The organism is Lactococcus cremoris subsp. cremoris KW2 (genome assembly GCF_000468955.1).
Taxonomy (GTDB): domain Bacteria; phylum Bacillota; class Bacilli; order Lactobacillales; family Streptococcaceae; genus Lactococcus; species Lactococcus cremoris.
In genome coordinates, this window is record NC_022369.1 from 212,981 (window position 1) to 238,490 (window position 25,510).

The following is a 25,510-nucleotide window of genomic DNA, read 5'->3' on the forward strand; positions in this document are numbered from 1 at the left end:
GGAAGCATGTTCCTTGTAACAGTTACTTTTGTATTTTTTATTCTTTTAATTTTTTCAATGACAGGTATAATCGTCTATTTTGCGATTCGTTCTGCCAGACGTGAAAATAGACAATATGAAAAATTTGCTAAAGAATATAGTTATTATTTTGATAAGGCACAGGGACAATTAAATTATCATGAAGCTTCAAAAACAAGCCAGACAGGATTAGTCGTTAACCTAAAAGAATCTACTAATCCATTTGTTGAAAAATATGCAAATTTTAGTAACTATCCATTCGGTCGTGGGGCTAAAACAAAAGTAGCTTATGCGATTTCGGGAAATTATGAGGACGTAGAATTTCGAGCATTTACGTATATGTTTGCAGGGAGCCTCGCTGAAAATTCTGGCAAAGGTGGTGTCTTTAGCATTGTAATGATAAAATGTGATAGGCAACCGCAAATACTCCCTGAGCAAACTTTCTTTGAGAATGGGACGCTTTGTCATTATCTGCAAGGAAATCTTGAGGTTGAAAAAATCCATGACCGAATAGAAAAGCTGAGAAATTTGAAAAATGATTAAAATTATTCGATATAATAATGATTATCGTGATGATATGTTCCTCTGCTATCTCCTCGCCAAAGAAGCACTTGGCAAACCTCATTTACGTGATGATTTACTAGATATTCAACGGAATTATTTTGGGCTTGGGGATGAATTTTGGTTAGCTATTTCTGATGATAATCGTGTGGTTGGAATGGTTGGTGAACATCGAATTTCAGATAAAGGAATTTTTTTGAAACGGCTCTTTATTAAACCTGACTACAAAAGATGTGGTATTGCAAGTCAGCTTTTAGAAACAGTTGAAAAGTATGCGAGAGTACATGAAATTTCAGAAATTCATACTAGATTTCCTGAACATTATGTTGAAGCTGGAAAATTTTATCCAGCAAAAGGATTTATAAAAATTGGTTTAGATGAAAATCAAAATCATTTAGTTAAAAAAATAGAAACGGAAAAATAAATAATGGAATTAAACGGAAAACAAAAACGATACTTACGAGCTTTGGCAGTCAATATTAAACCAATTGTTCAAATTGGGAAAAGTGGCTTGTCTAATGAAATTTTGACCAGCATTCGTACGGCTTGTGATGCACGTGAGTTGATTAAAGTCAGCATTTTGCAAAACTCAGATGAAGTCGCAACTGATGTAGCAGAAGCAATAGAAGAAATGGGACTTGATGTGGTCCAAATCATTGGTCGAAATCTCATTGTTTTCAAAGTTTCTGACCGTAAAGAAAATCGCAAGATTTCGGTTGAAGTAAAAAATATTGTGAAATAAATTTTAAAAAATAAAAAACTATTAATAGTTTCATTCAAAAAATAATCAAAGAGTAAAAAATAATAGGTGAACGAATGGCAATAGATTTATTGACTCCTTTTACAAAGGTAGAATTAAAAACTAAAGAAGACGAGAAACGACGTGCAATCGGGCTTTTTTGGGGGAATTTTAATCCTGTTCATGTTGGCCATTTGACAATTGCTGACCAAGTGCGCCAAGAACTTAATTTGGAAAAAGTTGTCTTTTTGCCAGAACATAATACTGATGGACACGTTGCGGCCATGCTGACCGCAGCTATTGAAGATTGTCCTGGTTTAGAAGTAGATGCTTGTCGTCTGAAAGCTAAAGATGGCGCTGATATCTATCAAACGGTGCTTGAGCTTCATGAAGAAAATCCAGATTGTGATTTTTATTTTATTATCGGTGGAGACATGATTTCTGGTTTAGCTCATTGGGCGCATATTGATGAGTTATTAGAATTAGTTCAATTCGTTGGGATTCGCAGACCCCGCTATCGGGCAGGGACTTCTTATCCGATTATGTGGGTGGACGTTCCAATGATGGATATTTCCGGAAATTTGATTCGGGAACAATTGCATCGTGGAATTAAACCACATTTTCTTTTGGCACCGAAGGTTTTAGATTATATCTTGAAAGAAGGCTTATATGTTTGATTTTTATCCAGAAGTGAATTTATCAAGAGAAGATTTGCTAGCGAAAATTGCTGGTGCAGTCAAAGAATCACGTTTTAAACATATGCTTGGTGTGGAAAAAGCAGCGATTGCTTTAGCCGAAAAATATGGGGTTGACCCACATAAAGCAAGCTTGGCTGGACTTTTGCATGATTATTGTAAAGAGGTAGACGATGAGATTTTTCTGGCTTTAATTGACAAATATAATTTGGATGCTGATTTGAAAAATTGGGATAATAATATTTGGCATGGGAAAGTCGGTATTTATAAAATACGTGAAGATTTTGGGCTTGAAGACGAAGAAATTCTGCGTGCTATTGAGATTCACACGGTCGGAGATAAAGAAATGTCTGGTCTTGCTAAGGTATTGTATGTGGCAGATTATATTGAAGAGGGACGGAAATTTCCTGGAGTCATTGAAGCCCGGGCAGTCGCTGCTCAAGATTTAAATCAGGCGGTTGCTTTTGAAACGATGCGTTTGGTTGAGTATTTGGCAGAACGTCGTTTGACCATTTATCCCCAAACTTTTGAAGCTTATAATGCTTTTATTGCTTATTTGTCTTGATAAATAGTTACTGATAGGCTTGTCAGTAAAAATAGAGGAAAAGTTCATGATTAGAAAAGTTGAGATGAGAGATGTTTCAGACATCACAAGACTTGCTGGCGTACTTGGTTATCCAATTTCTGAATCAATTGTAAAGAATAATATGAGTCGTATTTTGAACGATGAAAAACAGGAATTTCTTGTTTTTGATAATGGAAATCAAGTGGTGGGCTTTATTGAAGCTGAAACTTATGATGCGGTTTATAGCAAGGAAATCATGTTCAATGTTCTAGGATTGGTCGTTGATACTCAAGAGCAAGGACAAGGGATTGGTGCACAATTGCTTAGTGCTTTAGAAGAAAATGCCAAAGCTAGAGGGATTAATGTTATCCGACTTAACTCAGGAGTGCAAAGGCATGAGGCTCATCAATTTTATGAACACCAAGGATATACGAGTAATCATTCTCAGAAGCGTTTTTTAAAAGTTCTCGAAAAATAAGGGATATAACAAGCAACTTTTGGTTGCTGTGACATTTTATGTTAAAATAAGTGGGTCTAGTTTTTACAGCTGATAAGATTTGATTGTAAATGACTCAGAAAAATGAATAAAAATCTTAAAAAAGATTTTAATAATAAAGAGAGACAAATAGTCTCGGAGGAAAGAATTGGATTCAAAAAAATTACTTGAAGTGGTTGTAAAAGCAGCCGATGATAAAAAAGCACTTGATATTGTAGCCTTGGATATGTCTGATGTGACATTTGTCGCAGATTATTTTGTGATTATGGAAGCAATGAATAGTCGTCAGTTAGATGCCATTGCTGATAATATTGCTGAAGCGGCTGAACTTGCTGGAGCAAAAGCAGCAGGTCATATTGAAGGCGACGCAAAAACAGGCTGGGTTTTGATTGACCTTGGGGACATCGTGGTCAGTGTCTTTGGACATGATGAACGTGGACACTTTAATTTAGAAAAACTCTGGTCAGATGCACCAATGGTTGATATTTCTGGATTTATAGCTGAATAATTAATGGCTTTGTCGGTTTTACTGACAGAGCTCTTATTTATTTTTTATCCACTGACAGTCAGGCAAAAAGGACTGTCTCTAATTCAAGAAAGGGCTGAAATGGCATTTTACGAAGATTTTTCAAGAGTCTATGATCAGGTCATGGACCAAGAACTTTATGAGCAATGGCTTGATTTTACAAAAAGACATCTACCAAAAGAAACAAAATCAGTTTTTGAGTTAGCTTGCGGCTCTGGGGCTTTATCAGTGCGCTTGGCTCAAGAAGGCTATGAAGTGACTGGTCTTGATATTTCTGAAGAAATGTTAACTTTAGCCAGTAAAAAAGCGCGTCAGGCAGGTTATAAACTTGAGTTTACTGCTGGTGATATGCGTGACCTTTCTGGTCTTGGAAAATTTGATGCAGTGACTTGTTATTCTGATTCACTTTGTTATTTGGAAAATTTGAATGAAGTACAAGCTACTTTTGATGGTGTTTTTGAAATACTCAATGAGGGTGGGACTTTTATTTTTGATGTTCATTCAACTCATCAAGTAGACGAAGTTTTTCCTAACTACTCTTACCATGAAAATGCGGAAGATTTCGCTTTCTTGTGGGATTCTTTTGAAGGGGAAGTGCCTCATTCAATCGTCCATGAGTTGAGCTTTTTCATTCAAGGAGAGGATGGACGCTTTACAAGAAAAGACGAAGTTCATGAAGAACGGACTTATCCGATAGATGATTATCTCGCGCATCTAGCAACGGCAGGCTTTAAAGAAGCAATAGTCTGTGCAGATTTTACTGATGAAGCACCTAGCAAAGAGAGCGCACGTTGGTTTTTTGTTTGTAAAAAGTAAAGTAAATCCATATCTGTCAGCTACTGACAGATTTTTTTAGAGGTATAAAATGACGAAAATTACAGGTATTATTGCTGAATTTAATCCTTTTCATAAGGGACATGAGTATCTTTTGAATCAAATTGATGGTCTAAAAATCGTCGCTATGTCGGGAAATTGGATGCAGCGAGGCGAGCCAGCTATTTTTGATAAATGGACAAGAGCAGAGATGGCCTTGTCTTGTGGCGCAGATTTAGTCGTTGAATTGCCAGTTATGGTTTCTGTGCAAGCTGCCGATTTTTTTGCAAGTGGGGCTGTGGATATCTTAAAAAATCTTGGCATTACTGACCTTGCTTTTGGTTCAGAATCAGCAATTGATTATAATGAGATTGCTGATATCTATGAAACAAAAGAGACGGAAATGGAAAGTTTTATCAAAGCATTGCCTGACCAACTCTCTTATCCCGAAAAAACACAAATGATGTGGCAACATTTTACAGGAATTAAATTTGATGGGAACACGCCTAATCATGTCCTAGCACTTGCTTATGCAAAAGCTGCTGCGGGGAAAAATATTAATTTGCAAGCGATTAAACGTGTTGGAAAATTCCATTCGACCAAACTGACAGAGGGGTTTGCCAGCGCGACGGCACTCCGTCAGCAATTGTTTTCACTGACAGACGAGGTCGGTCAGTCATTGTTTTCACTGACAGAAAGGAAAAATTTACTGACAGAACAAAATGACCACTCGCTAAGCAATGACTCTGCTCTGACAGACCTGTCAGCAATAAAAAATCATGTCCCATCAGTGATTTTAGAAACTTATGCAAGTCCAAAAACCAATTGGGCAGCTTATTTTCCACTTTTGCAATATAAAATCAGGCTTGATGACCACTTGGAAAATATTTTCCAAGTCAATCAAGAACTTTCTGTTCGCTTAAAAAATGCGGTCAAATCTGCTAAAAATTTTGATGAATTAGTAGAACTTGTATATACTAAACGTTATACCAAAGCGCGTGTTCGTAGGCTCTTAACATATATTTTGTTAAATATTCCAAAAGAGTTTAATTTACCAAAAGAGATTCATATTCTTGGTTTTTCAAAAGCTGGACAAGAAATTTTAGCTCAAAATAGAGGAAAAATCATCAGTAAAATTGGTCAAAAACCTTGGGATGAGCTGACACAGAAAGCTGATGAAATCTATCAATTAGGGAATGTTGATTTTAAAGAACAAAATTTTGGGCGAAAACCAATTATTAAAAGAGAAAAATAAAAAAGACTTGCTCAAATTGCAAGCGTAAAAACGGGATTTTTCGATTTCTCATAGACGAGCCTTTACAAATTGTGATATAATATGATAGAAAAAATCATGCAGATCACTAATCTGCCAATAATTTAAATAAAATTTCAAGGAGACTATTCCAATGGGACGTAAATGGGCCAATATTGTTGCTAAAAAAACCGCTAAAGATGGGGCAACTTCTAAAGTATATGCAAAATTCGGTGTCGAAATCTATGCTGCTGCCAAACAAGGTGAACCAGATCCAGAATCAAATTCATCATTAAAATTCGTTATTGAACGCGCTAAACAAGCACAAGTTCCAAAACACGTCATTGATAAAGCGATTGATAAAGCTAAAGGTGGCGGAGATGAAACATTTGTTCAAGGACGTTATGAAGGATTTGGACCAAACGGTTCAATGGTGATTGCCGAAACTTTGACTTCAAATGTTAACCGCACGATTGCTAATGTTCGTACTACTTTCCATAAAAATGGTGGAAATATTGGAGCAGCCGGTGCGGTCAGCTACATGTTTGACAATACTGGAGTCATTGTTTTTGAAGGAACAGACCCTGACCATATTTTTGAAATCTTGCTTGATGCTGAGGTTGACGTTCGTGATGTGACAGAAGAAGAAGGAAATATCGTTGTTTACACTGAACCAACTGACCTTCACAAAGGAATTGCAGCCCTTAAAGCAGCTGGAATTACTGAATTCTCAACAACAGAACTAGAAATGATTGCTCAATCAGAAGTAGAACTTTCACCAGAAGATTTGGAAATTTTTGAAGGACTTGTCGATGCTCTCGAAGACGATGATGATGTTCAAAAAGTTTATCACAACGTGGCAAATCTCTAATTATGAGAAAAAAATCTGTTATAAAGGCAGGTTTTTTTATTTATAAATTTGATATAATAAAAGCATGCCTAGCCCAAAAATTGATTATAAAAAAAGTGATAAAAACTATTATTTACCAAAAGGAATTTCTTTAATTGAGCTGCCTGCTCTGAATTATCTGATGATAGATGGTAAAGGAGCACCAACAAGTCCAGCTTTTCAAGAAGCCATTGCCCTTTTATATGCGACAGCTTATATGATTTCAATGTCTTATCGAAATTCAAATTTTACAATTGCAAATTTTCAGCCTTTTGTGGTTCCTCCACTTGAAGGATTGTGGACCAGTAAAAATGAACCTATTGATGGAAAAATAGATAAAAATGACTTTATTTGGCGCTTGATGCTTAGAATGCCTGATTTTGTCAATGACCAAGTGATTGAAAAAGCGAAAAAATTGGTTGAAGTTAAAAAAGGCTTGGATTTATCAGGACTTGAATTTGGAAAAGTTGAAGATGGCTTATGTTTACAAGCACTTCATGTCGGATCCTTTGACCAAGAGGGAGAAACTTTTGAGAAGCTTTTTGCTTATGCTGAAAAACATGATTTAAAAGCTATCCACAAAGAGTTTCATCATCGAGAAATTTATATCAGTGATTTTAGAAAGACAGCAGCAGAAAAATTGAAAACAACAGTCCGAATTTTTGTGGAGAAGGGACAAGAAAAATGAAAAAAACAGATTGGTCACAGCCCTTACGCAACCGATTAGCGGAAGATTATTTCCCTAAAATGATTGAATTTATCAATCAGACTTATCAAGAGGGGGAAATTTATCCACCAGAAAATCAAATTTTTCGGGCAATTGAACTGACTCCTTTGGCACAAACAAAGGTTATTATTGTTGGACAAGACCCTTATCCACAGCCGGGGAAAGCTCAAGGCTTGGCTTTCTCTTATCCAGCGACCTTCAAAGTGAATCGTCCAGATTCGATTGTTAATATCCAAAAAGAATTGCGTGAGGAAGGTTTTTCTAAAGAAGATAGTGATTTGACGGCTTGGGCCGAGCAAGGCGTATTGCTTTTAAATGCGGTCTTGACCGTACCCGAGTTTGCTTCAAATGCCCATGCTGGGAAAATTTGGGAACCATTGACAGACGAAATTATCAAAATTGCCTCAGATGATGAGCGACCAAAAGTTTTCATTCTTTGGGGAGGTTTTGCTAGAAAGAAAGCCAAACTAATTGATGGAAGTAAGCATCTCATACTAGAAGCGGCTCATCCGTCACCTTTATCAGCAAGTCGTGGTTTTTTTGGCTCGCATCCTTTTTCAAAAACCAATGATTTTCTGGTTCAAACAGGTCAAAGTCCGATTGATTGGAGCAAATAAAAAGCGGTCAGTAATCTGACAGCTTTTTTTATTTATCTAAAAGTAAAGAACGATTTTTCCGTGAGTGTGACGGCTCATTTGTAAATTGACTGCTTCTAAATAGTCATTGATGGGGAATTTAGCAGCGATTGGGACAGTTAATTGATGGCTACCAATGGCAGTCAAAACCATCTCCATATCAGAAGGAATCGCTTCGCCACCTGTAGCCGTTGGAACACCAGCCGGAGGCTCTGGGTACATGATGACAGTGGACATTTTGTCAGCTTTGACTCCTAATTCAAGAGCGGTATTTAAACTTTCAAAACTATGTAAGTCAATGGCGGCAGTGATTCCTTTGCCTTTTAGACGGTCAGTCAAACCTTCGCCATAAGCGACTTGTTCAGCTCCAAGCTCCTTTAAAAAGTCGGCAGTTGAGTCAGAAGCCGTCCCGATAACTTTTGCTCCCCATAATTGAGCAAGTTGAACAGCGAAAATGCCGACCCCTCCTGCTGCTCCACCGATTAAGAGAGTATCTCCATTTTTAACATGTGCTTTTCGTAAGGCGACGGCAGCTGTAAGACCGGCGACAGCGAGGGTAGAGGCAACATCATTTTCTATAAAATCAGGGGTGTGATAGAGCCCAGGTTCTTTGGTTGAAGCAATGAGTTGCTCGGTGGCCGCCCCTTTCATCGTCGTTCCAAAAACACGGTCGCCAACTTTAAAGTCGGTCACTTCTGCACCGATTTGGTCAATTTGTCCAGCAAAATCATAAGCAAAAGTTTGTGGAAGTTTGACTCCAAAATTTGGTGCCACTTCGGGGTGCCCCATAATTGCCCAATCCATTGGATTAAGTCCGACATGACTGACTTTAATAGAAACTTCATCGGCTTTAGGTTCTAAGCTTGGGAGGTCAACGAGTTCAAGAACTTCTGGTTGTCCAAATCTTTTATATTGTAGTGCTTTAACCATTTATTTTCTCCTTTGAAATGAATTATTGATAGTAAACTTGTGCAAATTCTTTAGCAAAATCATTTATTTTGACTTTGCCATGATGATAGTTTGAGGATTTGATTTCTTGGTAGAGTTTGTCAGGGCTTTGTTGAAATTGATTCATTTGACCAAATCTATCTGCCACAACTTTTGGAAGACCTGCTTTGACAAAGTTTTCTATCAAATCTTCCACAGAAATAGTGACATATTGGGCAGTAATTTTATTAGTTTCTAAGGCATTGACCCAATCATTTCCCGTTGCCCAATCAGAAACGACATATTTTATTTTACTGACAGCTTTGTCCGTCAGTAAATCATTGATACGATTGTAAACAGCATCAGCAATATCACTTGGATGAACCCAAGCCCGCATTGTTTCAGGACTGATGGCTTCAAAAATTTTTCCTTGAGCCTTAAGTGGCGCAATTTCTGTCAGTAAATTGGTATAAAAACCAACGGGGCGAATGTGTTTGACGGTGACACCATCGAGTTCATCGAGCGCATCTTCCATGGCATGATATTCGAAGAGAATGCCAGCTTCTGGGCTTTGGGCGCCGACTGAGCTAAGGTTAATGACTTTTTTGACGTCAGCCTTTTTGATGGCCTGACTGTAAATTTTTGCCAAATCTGACATTGATGTTGCTGACGAAAAAGCGATACCTGTAATCATGAGATAAACCAAATCAGAACCAGTGAAAGTTTGGCTGAGAAAGTCGAGGTCAGTATTTAATCCAACCGCAGCTTTCGCACCGAGCTTTTCAATAGCCGCAGCTCCTTCGGGACGTGAAGTAATGACAGTGACTTCATGTCCGTCAGCGATTAATCTGGGGATAAAATGTCGATTGATGTTTCCTAATGAACCTAAAAGTGTAATTTTCATACTTGTTCTTTTTTCTATTTTTTAAAGGGCGTTGGCGTCTTTTGCGTCAGTGATAGACGGATAGAGGAAGTTGAAGTCAAAATCTTCTTTCAAGCGATGATTTGAAGAAACCGACTCCCATTTGTTGTGGTCATTGTCAGTTGGACGTTCTTGAGCAATATTTTCAATGGATAAAATGTCAGCGATAGAAGTTTCAGAATCATCAACGATGTTGTAAAGGTCATGCTTCAAGTCTTTAGTGTGAACGATTTGGAGGAGCGCGCGGTCAATATCTGTATGATGAACCAGCGAATTTAGCTTATCAGGATGACGTTCTGTCAGATAAGGGGCAAGTTCGTTCAGATGAGGGTCCTTATCCCCATAGACTAAGCCAAAGCGAGTAATGACAAGTTCGGTAGCTGTCCCAGCTAATAAGCTGTGAAGTCCTTTTTCGGCAGCAATTTTACTTGCTGGATAAGTCGCTTTTCCAGTCGGTTCATCGTTTTCTGTGGCTGGGCGGTTAAGCGTATTTCCGAGATAAACATTAGTTGTACTTGCAAAAATAAAACGTTGGACTTTGGCTTCAAGTGCTGCCTTGGCAAGACTAAGTGTCGCATCAAGATTGACTGATTTTTGTGTTTGGTCAGAAACACCACGAAAAGCTGCTGCAGTATGAATGATGACATCAATGCCAGCTACTGCTTTTTTCAAATCATTTAGATTTGTTAAGTCACCAACGATGATTTCGGCTCCTTGTTCTTTTAGTGAAGTGGCTCGCTTCTCGTCACGGACCAAAAGGCGTATGTTTTCTTTTTGATTGAGAAAATATTGAGCCAGACGACTGCCAACTTTTCCGGTTGCACCAGTGATTAAGATTTTCATTTGATTACCTGACGACTTTCTTTAAGGGATGACTTGACTGATGAAATTGTATTTTATAGCTTTCTCTTGACAGTTTCAGTCTTAATTTTATATAATGTCAGTAACTGACATTTGAGAATAGTATAATCCTTTGGAAAGTAATTGTCAAGAAAAATGTCATAAACTGACATTTTGGGGTTTTTGGATATGTTTAGGAAGAAAAAATGAAAAAATCAAGTCAAGAAAAATTATATGAAGCAGCGCTTGAGCTGATTACAGCACAAGGTTATGACAATACCACCGTTTTACAAATCGCAACTAAAGCCGGCCTAACTGAGCGAACTTTCTTTCGCAAATTTAAAAATAAAGCGGATATTTTCTTTGCCGGAGGCGAGCAATACAGCGAAATGTTACTGAATAAAATGCGAGAATCAAAAGAAACAAATCCTTTATTTATCGTACTTGATGGTTATTTCTATGCTGCAGACTTCTTTGATGAACATCGAGAAAGAACAGTCAAAAGACAAAAAATAATTGCCAGCCACCCTGATTTGGAAGAGCGTGAACTCCTTAAACAAAGTAAAATTGAAGGACTCTTGGTCGAATACTTACTGACAGATTATGAGGAAAGAACAGCAAGACTTGCGGTTCGTTTGGCTCGTGCAATATACAGTGTAGCATGGGAAGAATGGTTAGAAAATGAGACGGAAAGTTTACGTCAACTATTAGAAAAGGCTATTGGCTCTTATAATGATTTGAAAAATTACTGACGGAAATACTAGCATATCCGTAAATGTGCTAAAGCGCAAACGGCTATCCTATGACAGAAGTCTTGTCAGTAAAATAAAAACTACTGACAGAGTTGTCAGCAGTTTTTTGTTTTATTCTAGTCCTTTTTTCCAAGGGTCGAGCCAATTGACAAAAAGCGCAATGAAAAGAAGTAAGCCGGAGATAAGCGCAAGCAAGTGCATACCATTAAATAGGGTGTGACGCAAAGGGGCAACGAGTGCAGTTGGAATATTTTTTAAAGCTTGAGCATCAGAAATTTGATTAAGAAGTGTCGTCGTAAGTTTTGGATTATGTGCAGTTGAGTCAGTAAATGTACGGTTGAGAGCGATTGATAAGCCAGATAAGACAAGTGTTGTTCCCATTGTTCTTAGTAAAGCATTAACGGCAGTCGCTGCACCAATCAAATGCTTAGCGACACTTTCTTGAACTGCAACCTGCAAGGTAATGTTGACAATCCCAAAGGCGGTGCCAAGAATTGCTGTCGCGACAAAGAGCATAAGAATTGAGGCATGTTCAGGCAAACTAAATAAGAAAAGTGCACCTAAAACCATGATAGCAAAACCGATATAAATCGTTCTTTTTTCGCCGACTTTTTGAATGAGATGATTGACATTTCTCGTTCCGATAACTAGCATGATTGCTGATGGAATCAAAACCATTCCACCGACTAATGCCGTTGCGCCCATGACGCCTTGCCCCCAAGTGGGCAGATAGTTTGTATAAAAACCAAAGAAACCATATTGCATGAAAAACATGATATTTTTGGCAATGAAAGACGGATTTTTGAAAAGTTCAAGCGGAACAATGGGGTCAACCGCTCTTTTTTCAGCAAAATAAAATTCAGTGAAAAAGAGCAAACTGATGACTAATAAAGCAATCAACAAAGGAAGATTAATGACCGCATTCCCCATCATTTGAAAAAGAAGCATAATGGCAATGACGGCAATGGATAGAGAAGCAGAACCAGCAAAATCAATTGATTTTTTAGTATGGTCAGTTTTAAGATCGAAATTTTTCCAAACAATAAAAGCCATGTAAATCCCAATCGGAATATTGATGAAAAAGACCCAGCGCCAGTCAAGTAAGGTTACAATCAAACCTCCGACAATTGGTCCGGCAATAGTTGAAAATGAATAAGCAGCGACAGTATTTCCAATCACGCGTCTCCGCTCATCAGCCTGATACATCATTCCATAGATGACAAAAGGAAGTTGAATCATCACACCAGCACCAAGTCCCATGAGGGCGCGGGCGACAATGACCATCAACATATTAATAGCTAATCCTTCGCCGAGAGAACCTATGGTAAATAAAAGCGTGCCGAGCACAAACATTTGTTTATAACCAAAACGTTCGGCCAGTTTTGTCCAAATGGGAGAAGAAACCGCCATGAGGAGCATATAAATAGTTACAACCCAACTCATCAACTTGATGCCGTGTAATTCTGCCATCATTGCTGGCAGAGCAGTAGCCACAATTGAGCCTTCCAAACCTGCCATGACATTGGAAAGCATAAAGGCTCGTATCGAGCGTTTTTCTTGTGTTTTATTCAATTTTTCTCTTTTCTATATTAAAATAAGGATTCAAAATGCGGTGGTTGACACTTTGAAATCAACATGCTATATTATAGCAAGTTAGAGTTACTCTAAGTCAAGAGAAAAAATTGACTTTTTATTAATTAATGAATAAAAAATGTAAAATGACCCAAAGAGGGTTTTATAAGTTAAAAGGAGAATAAATGGTCACTATTGCGACAGTCGCAGGAAGAACAGGGATTTCAGCCTACAATTTACGATTTTATGAAAAAGAAGGTTTGATTTCGGTTCCGCGCACCAAAGCTGGAATTCGAGACTTTGATGAAGCAGCAGAATCAAGAATTAATGCCATTCGCCATTATCGCTGTGCCGGTTTGAGTTTAGCACAGATTAAAGAAGTTTTTGCCAATACAGACAAACATGAGATGATCATCGAGGTTTTAAAAGCTCGTAAAAAAGAAATGGAAAAAGAATTAGCCGAACTGGAAAAATCAATGGCTTATTTGGATAAAAAAATAAATATTCATCAAGAACGCATGAATGAAGAAGCTGCAGCTAAAGCTAGTCTAGTTTGACAAGGCTATATCCATTTGATATAATAGAAAGGTCGTGTGAAAGACCACGAACTCTCGAGCTGGAAATGGGGTGAAAATCTATGTCAAAAACACTTGTACGCAAAAATGAATCACTTGACGACGCACTCCGTCGCTTCAAACGTTCAGTAACAAAAGCTGGAACTCTTCAAGAGCTCCGCAAACGTGAACACTACGAAAAACCTTCTGTAAAACGTAAACGTAAATCAGAAGCAGCTCGTAAACGTAAAAAATACTAATTAGAATTTTTAATCACTGACTTCTGTCAGTGATTTTTTTATTTATTAGCTTTTACTAAGAAAGCTGTCAGTAAATTTTGTTAAAATGGAGATTAAAGGGGGATAAAATGACTAAGATTAAACATATTTTTTCTGATTTAGATGGCACTTTGCTTGATGACCAAGGTAAAATTTCCCAAAAGACTCAAGAGGTGATTGAAAACTCTAATCTTCCATTTTCTCTGGTTTCAGCAAGAGCGCCCCAAGCGATGGAAGAACTGATTGATCAGTTGAATTTAAAAAGCGCACAAGTTGCTTTTAATGGTGGGCTTATTTTTGCTAAAAATGAAGTCATTAAAGCAAGTCCATTGGTTCATGCTAGCACTCAAAAATTGATTAAGACAATCAAAAAAGATTATCCTGAAATAAATCTATCCCTGTACAGTTTAAGCGATTGGTACGTTGAAAAGATTGATAAAGACATCAAACAAGAAATGCAATTTACTCCACAAGTTCCCAAGTTAGTAAATTTGGAAGCATTGGTAACTGAGCGGCCAAGACTAGAAATATTTAAAATTCTTTTGATTACACCAAACGAAATAAAGCTAGAAGAAATCAAAAGACATTTAGAAAAGTTGAATTTTCCAGATATAATAATCCAAAAAACTTGGGAAACGTATCTTGAGATTACACATCTTGAAGCTCAAAAAGCTAAAGCAGTTCAATTTATTGCCCAAAGAGAACAGTTAGAGCAAAGCGAACTTGCAGCATTTGGCGATAATGAAAATGATTTAAGTATGTTAAAAGCAGTCGGTCTGCCAATTGTCATGGCAAATGCTTCTGATGATTTGAAAAAAATAGGAAAAGTGATTACAAAAAGTAATACAGAAGATGGTGTAGCTTATGGAATTCAAAAATATATTACTGACAGCTCACTCTAAGTTGCTTAGCAAAGCTTAAAAAATCTGTCAGTAAAAATAAAATCAAGAATCTTGTAAAAGTAACCCTTTACAAGCTAAAAGTAAAATTCTCAAAGCCAAAATATCCGAATTTGTGATATAATTAACCTATCGATTTGAATTGAATCAGCATGGTGCTTTTTCAATCTCAACAAAATTATCTTATAAGGAGAATTTTTCCAAATGGCAAAATTGACTGTAAAAGACGTTGAACTTAAAGGCAAAAAAGTCCTCGTACGTGTTGACTTTAATGTTCCAATTAAAGATGGCGTAATCACAAATGATAACCGTATCACTGCTGCGCTTCCAACAATCAAATACATCCTTGAACAAGGTGGACGTGCAGTCCTCTTCTCTCACTTGGGACGTGTTAAAGAAGAAGCTGATAAAGCTGGTAAATCACTTGCACCAGTAGCTAAAGCTCTCTCTGAAAAACTTGGTCAAGACGTTGTTTTCCCAGGAACTACTCGTGGAGCAGAACTTGAAGCAGCAATCAACGAACTTAAAGATGGAGAAATCCTTCTCGTTGAAAACACTCGTTTTGAAGATATCGACGGTAAAAAAGAATCTAAAAACGATCCAGAACTTGGTAAATACTGGGCTTCACTCGGTGACGGAATCTTCGTTAACGATGCATTTGGTACAGCTCACCGTGCTCACGCATCAAACGTTGGTATCTCAGCAAATGTTGAAAAAGCCGTTGCTGGTTTCCTTCTTGAAAACGAAATTGCTTATATCCAAGAAGCAGTTGAAGCTCCAGAACGTCCATTCGTAGCAATCCTTGGTGGTTCTAAAGTTTCAGATAAAATCGGTGTTATCGAAAACCTCCTTTCAAAAGCTGATAAAGTTATCATCGGTGGTGGGATGGCTTACACATTCTTGAAAGCACAAGGTTACGAAATCGGAACTTCACTCGTTGAAGATGACAAACTTGACCTTGCTAAAGAATTGCTTGAAAAAGCAGCAGGAAAATTGATTTTGCCACTTGACCACAAAGTTGCTAACGCATTTGCTGGTTACACAGAAGTTAAAGAAACTGCTGACCAAAACATTCCTGCAGGCTTCATGGGACTTGACGTAGCAAGCAAAACAATTGCTGACTACAACACACAACTTGAAGGCGCTAAAACAGTTGTTTGGAATGGCCCAGTTGGTGTATTCGAAAACCCAGACTTCCAAGCAGGTACTGTTGGATTGATGGAAGCTATCGTTAAACAACCAGGTGTTAAATCAATCATCGGTGGTGGTGACTCAGCAGCAGCAGCTATCAACCTCGGTTATGCAGAAAAATTCTCATGGATTTCAACTGGTGGTGGAGCTTCAATGGAACTCCTTGAAGGTAAAGTACTTCCAGGACTTGCAGCTTTGACTGAAAAATAAGAATTAAAAAAAGCTTGTCTCTGACAAGCTTTTTCTTTACAATGAAAAGAGATTAAGATGACAGAAAAATACCCTATTCTTGTTTTTGATATCAATGAAACCTTGCTAAGTTTCGAAAGCTTAGAAAGTTTTTTCGCTAAATATTTTGATGATAAAAAAGTACTACGTCAGTGGTTTTCTGAACAAATTTTATACAGTCAGGCTCTAACCTTGAGTAGGAACTATTATGATTTTGGAGAACTTGCGACATCAGTTTTGCAAATGGTTGCTGAACTCCATAATCTTTCTTTAAATGATAGAGTTTTGTTAGAGTTCAAACAGTTGCTTGGACAGCTCCTGCCTTATCCAGAGGTAGAAAAAGGACTTGAAATGTTGAAACAATCAGGTTTTCGTATGATTGCTTTGACTAATTCACCTACGCTTGGCAGTCAGGTTTCGCTTGAACGCTCTGGCCTACGTAAGTATTTTGAAAATGTCATCTCTGTGGAAGAAGTTCAGCAGTATAAACCAGCCCCAGCCACTTATAGACGAGTTCGTGAGTTAATTGGATTTGAGGAAAAATATTGCATGATTGCTTGTCATATCTGGGATTTATTAGGCGCTCAAAGTGAAAACTTTGATACCGCTTTTATCAAACGACAAGGCAATGCGACTTTGCCCAATCTATTTCAAGCTAATTTTGTAGCTGATGATTTACAAGAATTATCAAAATTGCTAATAAAAAAATATTAAACAAAGTTCTCTTAACTTTTTAGCAGCTTCACAAGATCAAAATTTTCTGTTGAGATAAATAAAAAGAGTTTGTTTTTTAAAATCAAGCTCTTTTTGTATCTGTGCTATAATTTGATTATATGAAATTCTATACTTCAACGACAGAAATTCCAGAAGAAATGTTAAAAGGAGTGGAGTTAACTCACACTCATTTGTCCTATCTTTCAGAAACTGGAATTCTCTATGATAATACATTCGATAATAAGGCAGTTCCAATTATTTCAGGAGGCGGAAGTGGTCATGAACCCGCTCACATTGGTTATGTTGGGGCTGGGATGCTTGCTGCAGCTGTGACTGGCCCTCTATTTGTACCGCCAAGAGCTAAAAATATTTTAAAAGCCATTCGTCAAGTTAATTCAGGCAAAGGTGTTTTTGTGATTATCAAAAATTTCGAAGCTGATTTAAAAGAGTTTAAAAAAGCGATTGAAGAGGCAAGAACTGAAGGGATTGACGTCAGATACATTGTCAGCCATGATGATATTTCGGTAAATGCTTATAATTTTCATAAGAGACATCGGGGAGTCGCTGGAACAATTTTGCTTCATAAAGTACTCGGTGCTTTTGCAAAAGAAGGGGCAAGTATTGATGAAATTGAACAATTGGCTCTGTCCCTTTCCCCAGAAATTTATACTTTGGGTGTCGCCTTAGCTCCAGTTAATTTTCCTCATCATAGGACCTCCTTTCTATTAGCAGAAGATGAAGTGTCTTTTGGCGTTGGAATTCATGGCGAGCCTGGTTACCGAATCGAAAAATTTGAAGGCTCTGAGCGTATTGCCGTAGAATTAGTAAATAAGTTAAAAGCAGAAATTAATTGGCAAAAAAAAGCCAATAAAAATTATATTTTGCTTGTAAATGGTCTTGGTTCAACGACTTTAATGGAACTCTATCATTTTCAATACGATGTCATGCGCCTTTTAGAACTTGAAGGATTATCCATTAAGTTTTGTAAAGTCGGGAACTTAATGACAAGTTGTGATATGTCAGGAATTTCATTAACACTTTGTTCTGTCAAAGATCCTAAATGGTTGGACTATCTGAATGCTCCAACTGGAGCTTTCGCCTGGTAATCAATCTTCAAAAAGATTCAGTTGAGCGAGTAAGAGTTTAACTATCTGAGGATAAAGGTCCTCTAAAGAATTTCCTCTGATGATTGACTCTTTAGTTATTGCACAAATTGCTGAAGCATTATAACGACATATAAATGATTTTTCTAAGTCTGACCAATGATAGTCAGACTTTTTTTCTTGGTCAAAAAGTACCTTATCAAGCAAGTTTTCCCATTGAATAAGAAAAAAATGTTCAAAATTTTTATCAATAACAAAAATTTTTTGATAAAAAATTTGATTTTCATCTAAGTAACGTAATAAAAGCAAGAGTTCTTTTTGCCAGCCATAATAATCCAGATTATCATTAATTAATTCGGCAAAGTCATTCTCAAAAATCCAAGATAAAAGTTCTTCTTGGTTTTGAAAGTAATTATAAAAAGTTTGTCGTCTAATTTTTGCGACTTGCATGATATCACTGACCGAAATCTGGTGATAGGCATTACTTTGCATTAAGTCTTTAAAGGACTTAGCAATAATTTTTTGTGTAATGATTGATTTTTTCATATTTTAAAAGAAAGCGGACACATTTTGCGATTTGTCCCTTATTTTTATCAAATTTTTATTTTATACTAAGTATAACATAAGAAACTCAGGAGGATGAGCGATGAAAAAAATTATTAATCAACCACAAGATGTGGTCTCAGAAATGCTAGCCGGATTAACCTATGCTTACGGGGATTTGATTGAAAAAGTTCCAGATTTTGAAATTATTCAACGTAAAAGTCCTAAAAGTGGGAAAGTTGCCTTAGTCTCAGGTGGAGGTTCTGGACACGAACCGGCTCATGCTGGCTTTGTTGGGGAAGGAATGCTGTCAGCAGCTGTTTGTGGAGCTGTTTTCACTTCCCCAACTCCTGACCAGATTTTTGAAGCAATCAAAGCGGCTGATGAAGGAGCTGGAGTGCTCTTGATTATCAAAAATTATTCAGGTGATGTCATGAACTTTGAAATGGCAAGAGAAATGGCTGAGATGGAAGAGATTAAGGTTGAGCAAATTATTATCGATGATGATATCGCCGTTGAAAATTCGCTCTATACTCAAGGGAGACGAGGAGTTGCTGGAACAGTCCTTGTTCATAAAATATTAGGCGCAGCTGCCCATCAAGGGGCTTCTTTAGATGAAATCAAGGATTTGGCTGATAAGGTCGTCAAGAATATCAAGACTATTGGCTTAGCTTTGTCAGCCGCAACAGTTCCAGAAGTTGGAAAACCTGGTTTTGTTCTTGACGAAGATGAAATTGAATATGGCGTAGGAATTCATAGTGAACCAGGATACCGTCGGGAAAAAATGAAAACTTCTTATGAGTTAGCAACAGAACTGGTTGGTAAATTGAAAGAAGAATTCAAATTTGAAGCTGGTCAAAAATATGGCATTCTTGTGAATGGTATGGGAGCGACGCCACTAATGGAGCAATTCATTTTTATGAATGATGTTGCAAAATTACTGACAGAAGAAAAAATAGAAGTTCTTTTTAAGAAAGTTGGAAATTATATGACTTCAATTGATATGGCAGGCTTGTCACTTACAATGATTAAGTTGGAAGATGACCAATGGCTCAAAAATCTTAATGAAGACGTGAAAACTATTTCTTGGGGATAAGGAGAGAGAATGTTAACAATAGATACAACCATTGAATGGTTAGGGAAATTTAACGAAAAAATACAAGAAAATAAAGCTTATCTAAGCGAACTAGACGGACCGATTGGTGACGGGGACCATGGTGCAAATATGGCTCGTGGGATGTCTGAAACAATGAAAGCATTGGAAGGTTCAGACTTTGAAAATGTTTCAGAAATCTTTAAAAAAGTGGCCATGACCCTAATGTCAAAAGTAGGCGGAGCTTCTGGACCTTTGTATGGTTCAGCCTTTCTAGCCATGAGTAAGGCTGCCACAGAAACTTTGGATACAAGTGAATTAATTTATGCTGGATTAGAAGCTATTCAAAAAAGAGGAAAAGCTCAAGTCGGTGAAAAAACGATGGTTGATATCTGGTCAGCATTTTTAAAAGACCTGCAAACAGATTCAGCTTCCAAAGAAAATTTAGAAAAAGTTGTTAAAGCAAGTGCAGGACTTTTAGCGACTAAAGGACGAGCTTCTTATCTTGGTGAACGCTCAATTGGGCACATTGACCCCGGAACACAATCAAGTGCTTATTTATTTGAAACACTTTTGGAGGTAGTAGCATGACTTATGGAATTGTCATCGTTTCTCATTCGTCTGAGATTGCCTCAGGACTTAAGAAATTAATTCGTGAAGTTGCTAAAGATATTTCACTAACCGCTATAGGTGGTTTAGAAAATGGCGAAATAGGCACCTCATTTGACCGAGTTATGAATGCTATTGAAGAAAATGAAGCAGACAATCTCTTAACGTTTTTTGATTTAGGGAGCGCTCGAATGAATTTGGATTTGGTTTCTGAAATGACAGACAAAGAATTAACCATTTTTAATGTCCCGCTCATTGAGGGAGCTTACACAGCGAGTGCCCTCTTAGAAGCAGGAGCAACTTTTGAAGCAATAAAAGATCAGTTAGAAAAAATGCTGATAGAAAAATAAGGTAGAGCAATGACATTACAAATATTGGGAGAATTTCTGGGCACTTTCATCCTTGTATTATTAGGAAATGGGGTTGTCGCAGCAAATGTTTTAGGTAAAACAAAATCGGAAAATGCAGGTTGGGTGACTATTGCAATTGGCTGGGGCTTAGCCGTTGCTGTCGCCGTCTGGGTAGTTGGCTTCTTTTCGCCCGCTTATCTCAATCCCGCCTTGGTCATTGGTTTTCTCGTCTTAGGGAAAATAAAGATTGGCTTAGCACTTGCTTTTATTGTAGCTGAATTTTTAGGTGCTATGTTAGGTGCTGTTGCCGTTTGGTTACATTATTATCCCCATTGGGAAGAAACAAAAGATTCTTCTCTAATCTTGGCAAGTTTTGCCACAGCACCTGCTATTCGTCATTCTTGGTCCAATTTTTTAGGAGAAGCTTTTGACGGGGCGCTGCTCATGCTATTGATTATGGCAATGGGACATTATCGTCTTGAAGGTGGTTTTGGTCCAATTATTGTCGGTTTTCTCATTATGGCAGTTGGTTTTTCTTTAGGACCAACTACTGGTTACGCGATGAATCCAGCACGTGACCTAGGTCCGAGAATAATGCACGCACTTTTACCAATCAAAAATAAAGGAACTTCCGACTGGGGCTATGCTTGGATTCCAGCAACTGGTTCGATTGTTGGTGCTGTAATTGCTGGACTACTCTATCAATGGATGCTGACGCTTTGACTGAAAAATAATCTAAAAGCTAATAAATAAAAAGAGTTTGATTTTTTAAATCAAGCTCTTTTTGTATCTGTTATTGGGACAATTTCTGAGCACTTTTATTTTTAGATTAAATTATATGAATATTTGAAAAAGTTGTTGACATTCCGAATTTTGAAGAATATAATAAAACTATCTTCTAAAAAATTTTGAAGATACACTAAACCGCTCGGCCAACTGCTTAGTGTAAATAATATAGGAGGACTTTATTATGCAAAAAGCAAAACAACTCAAAAAATTGTTGGCAAAGCAAGAAAAAGAAGCTGAAGTAATTATGTATTCAACTGACTTATAAAACTAAAAAGTACTTCTACAGAATTTGTAGAAGTATTTTCTTTTATTGGAGAGAATAAACTATGGAAAATAAATTTATTGATAAAAATGATATCTGGGCTCTGAGTATTACTATTACAGGGAAATGTAATGCATACTGTGATTATTGTCATTTTTACGCTAGAAAAGACAGAAAAGAATATAATTTCAATCTTGATGAGGAGATTTTTAAGAAGTATGTGCAGCTAATCAAAATAATAAAGAAAAAATATCATAAAAACTTGCAAGTAAGATTTTCTGGTGGGGAGCCGCTTATGGCTAGAGATACACTTTTTAAATATTCAGAATACCTATTTAATGAAACTGGGATTAAACCATTTGCCCTATCAAATGGTAAAAGTATAGACAAAAAAGTTATTGAAAATGCGGAAAAAAATCATTTGGCTGGATTTTATGTTTCAATAGAAAATCCATTTGCCCCCGCCCCAGGGGCACCTATTCCAAAAGTAGTCATACAAAATATCAAAGATTTTAATTCAGAAATTGTGAAAGTTGCACCAGCAATTATGATTGTCAAAAATAACTCATTTAAACATCTAATGAAAATTGCAGACTATATTTATGAAGAAACAGGAACACTACCGGCTATATCGGAATTGACTTATCAGGCCTTTGAAAGCCCAACGGAACAAGAATTAAAAGATTTATCTAAGAATGTGGAAGAGCTTTGCTATAAATACTATGGAGTGGCACCCATACGCTTATTTCCCTACGTATCTCCAGAGTTTTTTGCAAATGGAGAAAAGAACTTTTTGAGTGAATTAGATTTAGAAAATTCTTTAAATGTAAGTGAAGGTAATATTGATGAAATTGCGGAAAGATTATATCATAAACTAGGAAAAAGTTACGTTAATAATCCTTGTCAAGATAAGAGCTGTCCGTGGTATGATGATTGTCGAAAAATTAAATGGTTATGGTTTCATGATTCGGATAAAGTTACAGCGGGAAAAAGGTTGGAAGACTTTTGTAGAATGAAGAAAGTCTTAAACGATTCAATTTACAATGGGATAATGAAAAAAGCCAAGGAACTTGGTTATGTTTGAAATTTTAAAAGAAAATAAAAACTTTAGAAATTTCTTTCTAGCTTTAAATTCTAGTTATATTGGAGATGCGATTGATGACATTGCATTTGGAATGCTAATTTATCAAATTACTAAATCTGCATTTTTGACGGGATTAGTAGTTGTGATTAGGATATTTTTTAGTTTTATTTCGATATTTACGGCAGCTTTGACAGATTATTGGAGAAAAGAAAGAGTTATTGTTTTATCAGAATTAGGAGAGTTCACATCCCTTTTACTATTCTTGATAATATATTTATTTAAAATACCTCCAGTTTGGCTTATTTTTATAGTAGTTATTATTAATGCTGGATTCGGAGCCTTTTCTACACCAGCCAAAAGTGGACTAATCGGATATATATTAAAAGATGTAGAAATTGTAAAAGCAAGAAGTTTATTATTTGGAGGGCAAAATCTATCACAAATTATAGGTTATACCATAGCTGGATTAGTTATTACCAGTTTGGGTTATAAAACTTGTATAATGATTGACTTAATAAGTTTTATTATAGGGATAATATTTATAAGCAAAATAAATTGTTACAACATCCCTTTAAAAAATAAAAATAGAAGATTTATGAGAGAAGCACTAAAGGGAATTAATATTATTTATAAAAAAAGAATATTAATCTTATTAATCCTTCTGTCTTTGATAGGAAATTTTGCGATTGCACCGGTAGAATCAATGATGACCGCATATTTGGGGAAATATTTTGGAGATATTAATTATTTTTCTTTATTTATGCTGTTTTCTACAATAAGTTCATTTTTAGGGGTAGTTTTTATTTCTCACTTTAATAAAAAATTTAAAAATAGTATTTTAATGATGATTGGCTTTGGCTTTGGAGTTGTTGGAATATATAGCTTACTCGGTAACAGGTTGTTTTTATTAATCCTATCGGCAATTTTTTTGGGACTATCAAATGTGATAGTTTCTACTATAAATGCCGCAATGATTCAGTTAAACACGCCGAAAGAATTTCTAGGAAGAGTTTTTGCTACGTTTAAATTTATATCATTATCAATAAGCCCACTATCTATTTTAGTAGTGGGAGGAATATCTTCAAGTTTTCCATTGTCAAGCTCTTTCGCTATTTTAGGAATACTATTATTATTGTCTATGGTACTTAGTCCATTTCTAAGTAGTGGGGATAAAAAAATAAAAATACTATGAGTTTTCTCTCCTAAAATAAATACTTTTCTAGTAAGTCGTTCTATATTAGATATATATGATAATAATTAAAAATAGGCAGTTTAAACTGCCTATTTTTTTAATCATTAAAATCAAAGCGAAGTTTCATATGATTGGAACCAGAAATAACCATTTTACCAAGAAGTTCGGTTTGAGCAGTCAGCGTAATTTGAGCGAGTTTTTCATTAACTGCTTCAAGGGATTGATTATCGATTGCTTTGTCAGTTTCATTTTGCAATGCTCTTAATTTGGCCATTGTTTTTAAGTCAAAATCATCTCTTTTATCGACATAGCCTTGGAAATTACTGTCTCCAAGGACAGCAGTCATTGTGGTCAACCAATACATTTGTGTTGGGTCAAAATCCAGCTTTGTATCACGATAAGAAGCAGGTGTGTCGCTTACTCTGGCATAAAAAGGAACCAGACAATTAAAGGTGTTGGCACCAAAGGCAAGCCAGTGAATCCCAGCAATATTTTCAGCAACCTTATCTCGAATTTGCAAAACATGAAGTTCTAGATTACGGTTGAGTCCAATTGGTCGAATCAATTTTTGTTCTGCGGCGCTTGAAGTTGTACTATAAGGGTCATAAGCTGTATTTTCATAATGACTTGACAGGACAAACTTAATTTCTTCAATGGAAATTTTACGATTGGCTTGGCAGATGAAAGGTAAATCTTGATTAAAAGGGTCATCATTTCCTGTGATTTCTGGAGAAAAATAGTTTTGAACATACCAAGCACGTGGATTGTTGTAGCGCGTGTCTTTAATCGTGCTTGAACCAAAAATATGCCGAAGATTATATTCGTCAAAGTCTGGATTAAGATTGTTGTCATCAATAAATTCTTTCAAACCAGTTGAATAAATCGTGTCAGAGCTTTCAAAATCATACCAATCAATATTAAGACGATTAGGTGCAATAACATAGGCATCATCGGGGATACGAATAGCAGCCCACTGATGTCCGCCCAGTGTTTCTAACCACCAAATCTCATCTTTATCGGAAAATGCCATGCCGTTTGATTCATAGGTTCCATATTTTTCTAAGAGTTGTCCTACTCGTTCAACCCCATCACGCGCACTCTGGATATAAGGAAGAGTAATTGTTGTGAAATCTTCTTCTCCCAGTCCTTTTTCAGCGTAGGGGTCCAATCCTAAAATTCGACTATTTGTTGTGGAGGTTTCTGTCGCGGTCATGGCAACATTCGCACTATTAATTCCAGCTGCAGCCCAAATGCCGTAAGTAGAGTCAGCATCGGGAGTAGAGGTATATGATAGGGGATTTTCTGGTAAGTCAAATTCACAAGCTGTGGCGATAGAGCGATAGCGCTTGGGTTGATTTTCAGGATTGATGACAACAAAACGTTGGGGATTAGGTTTATCTCCCCCATCTTCGTTTCGTGCAATTAGAGTGCTACCATCTAATGAGGCTTTTTTACCTACGAGAAATGTTGTACAGGCCATAAGAACTCCTTTATAAATGTGATAAATAGCCTGTTATTAATAAATACTAAGCATAATTACAGGTTAGATTTTTGAATTTATTTAAAACTTAAAGTTAACTATTATTATACTATAAAGAAAGTTGTTTTTGAATGCAGAATAATACAGTTTTTCTAAAGGGCAAATTGATTTGATGTTCAAAAGGGAAGTGTTAGAATTAGGGTAAGATTAAA

At 36.6% G+C, this 25,510-nt stretch carries 31 protein-coding genes; 25 read left to right on the top strand and 6 right to left on the bottom strand.

Going from position 1 to position 25,510, the window contains the following annotated elements; translation table 11 throughout:
* The first annotated feature begins 6 nt into the window (after nucleotides 1-6).
* The 12 genes from KW2_RS01065 (at nucleotide 7) to KW2_RS01120 (ending at nucleotide 7,898) form a co-directional block, all read left to right on the top strand.
* Nucleotides 7-561, top strand: a complete 555-nt coding sequence (locus KW2_RS01065) for a hypothetical protein (protein WP_021036616.1) — start codon at nucleotides 7-9, stop codon at nucleotides 559-561.
* Nucleotides 554-1,003, top strand: coding sequence for a GNAT family N-acetyltransferase (locus tag KW2_RS01070; protein WP_021036617.1), 450 nt, complete (start codon nucleotides 554-556; stop codon nucleotides 1,001-1,003). Before KW2_RS01065 ends, KW2_RS01070 begins: the two co-directional genes overlap by 8 nt.
* Nucleotides 1,004-1,006: 3 nt before the next feature.
* Nucleotides 1,007-1,321, top strand: coding sequence for a ribosome assembly RNA-binding protein YhbY (yhbY, locus tag KW2_RS01075; protein ID WP_011675261.1), 315 nt, complete (start codon nucleotides 1,007-1,009; stop codon nucleotides 1,319-1,321).
* Between the two features lie 74 nt (nucleotides 1,322-1,395).
* On the top strand, nucleotides 1,396-1,995 hold the full coding sequence (locus tag KW2_RS01080; RefSeq protein WP_011834318.1) for a nicotinate-nucleotide adenylyltransferase: 600 nt from the start codon (nucleotides 1,396-1,398) through the stop codon (nucleotides 1,993-1,995).
* Nucleotides 1,988-2,578, top strand: coding sequence for a bis(5'-nucleosyl)-tetraphosphatase (symmetrical) YqeK (yqeK, locus tag KW2_RS01085; RefSeq protein WP_011834319.1), 591 nt, complete (start codon nucleotides 1,988-1,990; stop codon nucleotides 2,576-2,578). The genes KW2_RS01080 and yqeK overlap by 8 nt, the downstream gene beginning before the upstream one ends.
* Nucleotides 2,579-2,624: 46 nt before the next feature.
* The gene (locus tag KW2_RS01090) at nucleotides 2,625-3,056 is read left to right on the top strand and encodes a GNAT family N-acetyltransferase (protein ID WP_021036618.1); all 432 of its coding nucleotides are present in this window, start codon (nucleotides 2,625-2,627) and stop codon (nucleotides 3,054-3,056) included.
* 166 nt (nucleotides 3,057-3,222) lie between these two features.
* A complete protein-coding gene (gene rsfS / locus KW2_RS01095; protein WP_011675265.1) occupies nucleotides 3,223-3,582 on the top strand; it encodes a ribosome silencing factor in 360 nt (119 codons plus the stop codon).
* Between the two features lie 99 nt (nucleotides 3,583-3,681).
* A complete protein-coding gene (locus KW2_RS01100; protein WP_011834322.1) occupies nucleotides 3,682-4,416 on the top strand; it encodes a class I SAM-dependent DNA methyltransferase in 735 nt (244 codons plus the stop codon).
* 49 nt (nucleotides 4,417-4,465) lie between these two features.
* On the top strand, nucleotides 4,466-5,668 hold the full coding sequence (locus tag KW2_RS01105) for a nucleotidyltransferase (RefSeq protein WP_021036619.1): 1,203 nt from the start codon (nucleotides 4,466-4,468) through the stop codon (nucleotides 5,666-5,668).
* Nucleotides 5,669-5,819: 151 nt separating this feature from the next.
* Nucleotides 5,820-6,536 (top strand): YebC/PmpR family DNA-binding transcriptional regulator, encoded by a 717-nt coding sequence (locus KW2_RS01110; RefSeq protein ID WP_011834324.1) that lies wholly within the window; start codon nucleotides 5,820-5,822, stop codon nucleotides 6,534-6,536.
* Nucleotides 6,537-6,600: 64 nt separating this feature from the next.
* Nucleotides 6,601-7,242, top strand: coding sequence for a GyrI-like domain-containing protein (locus KW2_RS01115; RefSeq protein WP_021036620.1), 642 nt, complete (start codon nucleotides 6,601-6,603; stop codon nucleotides 7,240-7,242).
* Entirely contained in the window at nucleotides 7,239-7,898 is a 660-nt protein-coding gene (locus KW2_RS01120; RefSeq protein WP_021036621.1) for a uracil-DNA glycosylase, read from the top strand. Before KW2_RS01115 ends, KW2_RS01120 begins: the two co-directional genes overlap by 4 nt.
* Before the next feature lie 36 nt (nucleotides 7,899-7,934).
* On the opposite strand, the gene KW2_RS01125 is transcribed toward KW2_RS01120, so the two are convergent.
* From KW2_RS01125 to KW2_RS01135, 3 genes are read right to left on the bottom strand one after another with little or no spacing between them, the layout of a single operon-like run.
* Nucleotides 7,935-8,846, bottom strand: coding sequence for an NADP-dependent oxidoreductase (locus KW2_RS01125; RefSeq protein WP_021036622.1), 912 nt, complete (start codon nucleotides 8,844-8,846; stop codon nucleotides 7,935-7,937).
* A 22-nt stretch (nucleotides 8,847-8,868) separates the two neighbouring features.
* A complete protein-coding gene (locus KW2_RS01130; RefSeq protein WP_021036623.1) occupies nucleotides 8,869-9,747 on the bottom strand; it encodes an SDR family oxidoreductase in 879 nt (292 codons plus the stop codon).
* Nucleotides 9,748-9,768: 21 nt separating this feature from the next.
* Nucleotides 9,769-10,608, bottom strand: coding sequence for an NAD-dependent epimerase/dehydratase family protein (locus KW2_RS01135; protein WP_021036624.1), 840 nt, complete (start codon nucleotides 10,606-10,608; stop codon nucleotides 9,769-9,771).
* A 203-nt stretch (nucleotides 10,609-10,811) separates the two neighbouring features.
* Between KW2_RS01135 and KW2_RS01140 the strand changes: the two genes are divergently transcribed.
* Nucleotides 10,812-11,357, top strand: a complete 546-nt coding sequence (locus KW2_RS01140) for a TetR/AcrR family transcriptional regulator (RefSeq protein WP_021036625.1) — start codon at nucleotides 10,812-10,814, stop codon at nucleotides 11,355-11,357.
* Nucleotides 11,358-11,468: 111 nt separating this feature from the next.
* Here the strand turns inward: KW2_RS01140 and KW2_RS01145 are convergent, their stop codons facing one another.
* Entirely contained in the window at nucleotides 11,469-12,929 is a 1,461-nt protein-coding gene (locus tag KW2_RS01145) for an MDR family MFS transporter (RefSeq protein ID WP_080656287.1), read from the bottom strand.
* A gap of 185 nt (nucleotides 12,930-13,114) precedes the next feature.
* Between KW2_RS01145 and KW2_RS01150 the strand changes: the two genes are divergently transcribed.
* The 6 genes from KW2_RS01150 to dhaQ all read left to right on the top strand — a co-directional run bounded on the left by KW2_RS01150 (nucleotide 13,115) and on the right by dhaQ (nucleotide 17,899).
* Nucleotides 13,115-13,486, top strand: coding sequence for a MerR family transcriptional regulator (locus KW2_RS01150; protein WP_011834331.1), 372 nt, complete (start codon nucleotides 13,115-13,117; stop codon nucleotides 13,484-13,486).
* A gap of 80 nt (nucleotides 13,487-13,566) precedes the next feature.
* Nucleotides 13,567-13,743 (top strand): 30S ribosomal protein S21, encoded by a 177-nt coding sequence (gene rpsU / locus KW2_RS01155; RefSeq protein WP_003129844.1) that lies wholly within the window; start codon nucleotides 13,567-13,569, stop codon nucleotides 13,741-13,743.
* A gap of 107 nt (nucleotides 13,744-13,850) precedes the next feature.
* Nucleotides 13,851-14,663, top strand: coding sequence for a Cof-type HAD-IIB family hydrolase (locus tag KW2_RS01160; RefSeq protein ID WP_021036627.1), 813 nt, complete (start codon nucleotides 13,851-13,853; stop codon nucleotides 14,661-14,663).
* Between the two features lie 201 nt (nucleotides 14,664-14,864).
* Nucleotides 14,865-16,061, top strand: a complete 1,197-nt coding sequence (locus KW2_RS01165) for a phosphoglycerate kinase (RefSeq protein WP_011675278.1) — start codon at nucleotides 14,865-14,867, stop codon at nucleotides 16,059-16,061.
* 57 nt (nucleotides 16,062-16,118) lie between these two features.
* Entirely contained in the window at nucleotides 16,119-16,793 is a 675-nt protein-coding gene (locus KW2_RS01170) for a haloacid dehalogenase type II (RefSeq protein WP_021036628.1), read from the top strand.
* Between the two features lie 119 nt (nucleotides 16,794-16,912).
* Entirely contained in the window at nucleotides 16,913-17,899 is a 987-nt protein-coding gene (gene dhaQ / locus KW2_RS01175; RefSeq protein ID WP_021036629.1) for a DhaKLM operon coactivator DhaQ, read from the top strand.
* Here the strand turns inward: dhaQ and dhaS are convergent, their stop codons facing one another.
* Nucleotides 17,900-18,442 carry a dihydroxyacetone kinase transcriptional activator DhaS gene (gene dhaS / locus KW2_RS01180; protein ID WP_021036630.1) on the bottom strand — a complete coding sequence of 181 codons (543 nt, stop codon included), beginning with the start codon at nucleotides 18,440-18,442 and terminating at the stop codon, nucleotides 17,900-17,902.
* Between the two features lie 100 nt (nucleotides 18,443-18,542).
* On the opposite strand from dhaS, the gene dhaK reads away from it, so the two are divergent.
* The 6 genes from dhaK to KW2_RS01210 all read left to right on the top strand — a co-directional run bounded on the left by dhaK (nucleotide 18,543) and on the right by KW2_RS01210 (nucleotide 23,818).
* The gene (gene dhaK, locus KW2_RS01185) at nucleotides 18,543-19,535 is read left to right on the top strand and encodes a dihydroxyacetone kinase subunit DhaK (RefSeq protein ID WP_021036631.1); all 993 of its coding nucleotides are present in this window, start codon (nucleotides 18,543-18,545) and stop codon (nucleotides 19,533-19,535) included.
* 9 nt (nucleotides 19,536-19,544) lie between these two features.
* Nucleotides 19,545-20,123: a dihydroxyacetone kinase subunit DhaL gene (dhaL, locus tag KW2_RS01190; protein WP_021036632.1), complete on the top strand. Its 579-nt coding sequence runs from the start codon at nucleotides 19,545-19,547 to the stop codon at nucleotides 20,121-20,123.
* A complete protein-coding gene (dhaM, locus tag KW2_RS01195; RefSeq protein ID WP_011834337.1) occupies nucleotides 20,120-20,491 on the top strand; it encodes a dihydroxyacetone kinase phosphoryl donor subunit DhaM in 372 nt (123 codons plus the stop codon). The genes dhaL and dhaM overlap by 4 nt, the downstream gene beginning before the upstream one ends.
* A gap of 9 nt (nucleotides 20,492-20,500) precedes the next feature.
* Nucleotides 20,501-21,214 (top strand): MIP/aquaporin family protein, encoded by a 714-nt coding sequence (locus tag KW2_RS01200; RefSeq protein ID WP_021036633.1) that lies wholly within the window; start codon nucleotides 20,501-20,503, stop codon nucleotides 21,212-21,214.
* A gap of 392 nt (nucleotides 21,215-21,606) precedes the next feature.
* Nucleotides 21,607-22,626 carry a radical SAM protein gene (locus tag KW2_RS01205; RefSeq protein WP_021036634.1) on the top strand — a complete coding sequence of 340 codons (1,020 nt, stop codon included), beginning with the start codon at nucleotides 21,607-21,609 and terminating at the stop codon, nucleotides 22,624-22,626.
* A complete protein-coding gene (locus KW2_RS01210; protein WP_021036635.1) occupies nucleotides 22,619-23,818 on the top strand; it encodes an MFS transporter in 1,200 nt (399 codons plus the stop codon). The genes KW2_RS01205 and KW2_RS01210 overlap by 8 nt, the downstream gene beginning before the upstream one ends.
* 97 nt (nucleotides 23,819-23,915) lie before the next feature.
* Here KW2_RS01210 and KW2_RS01215 read toward each other — a convergent pair whose 3' ends face one another.
* On the bottom strand, nucleotides 23,916-25,298 hold the full coding sequence (locus tag KW2_RS01215) for a C69 family dipeptidase (RefSeq protein ID WP_021036636.1): 1,383 nt from the start codon (nucleotides 25,296-25,298) through the stop codon (nucleotides 23,916-23,918).
* Nucleotides 25,299-25,510 lie beyond the last annotated feature (212 nt).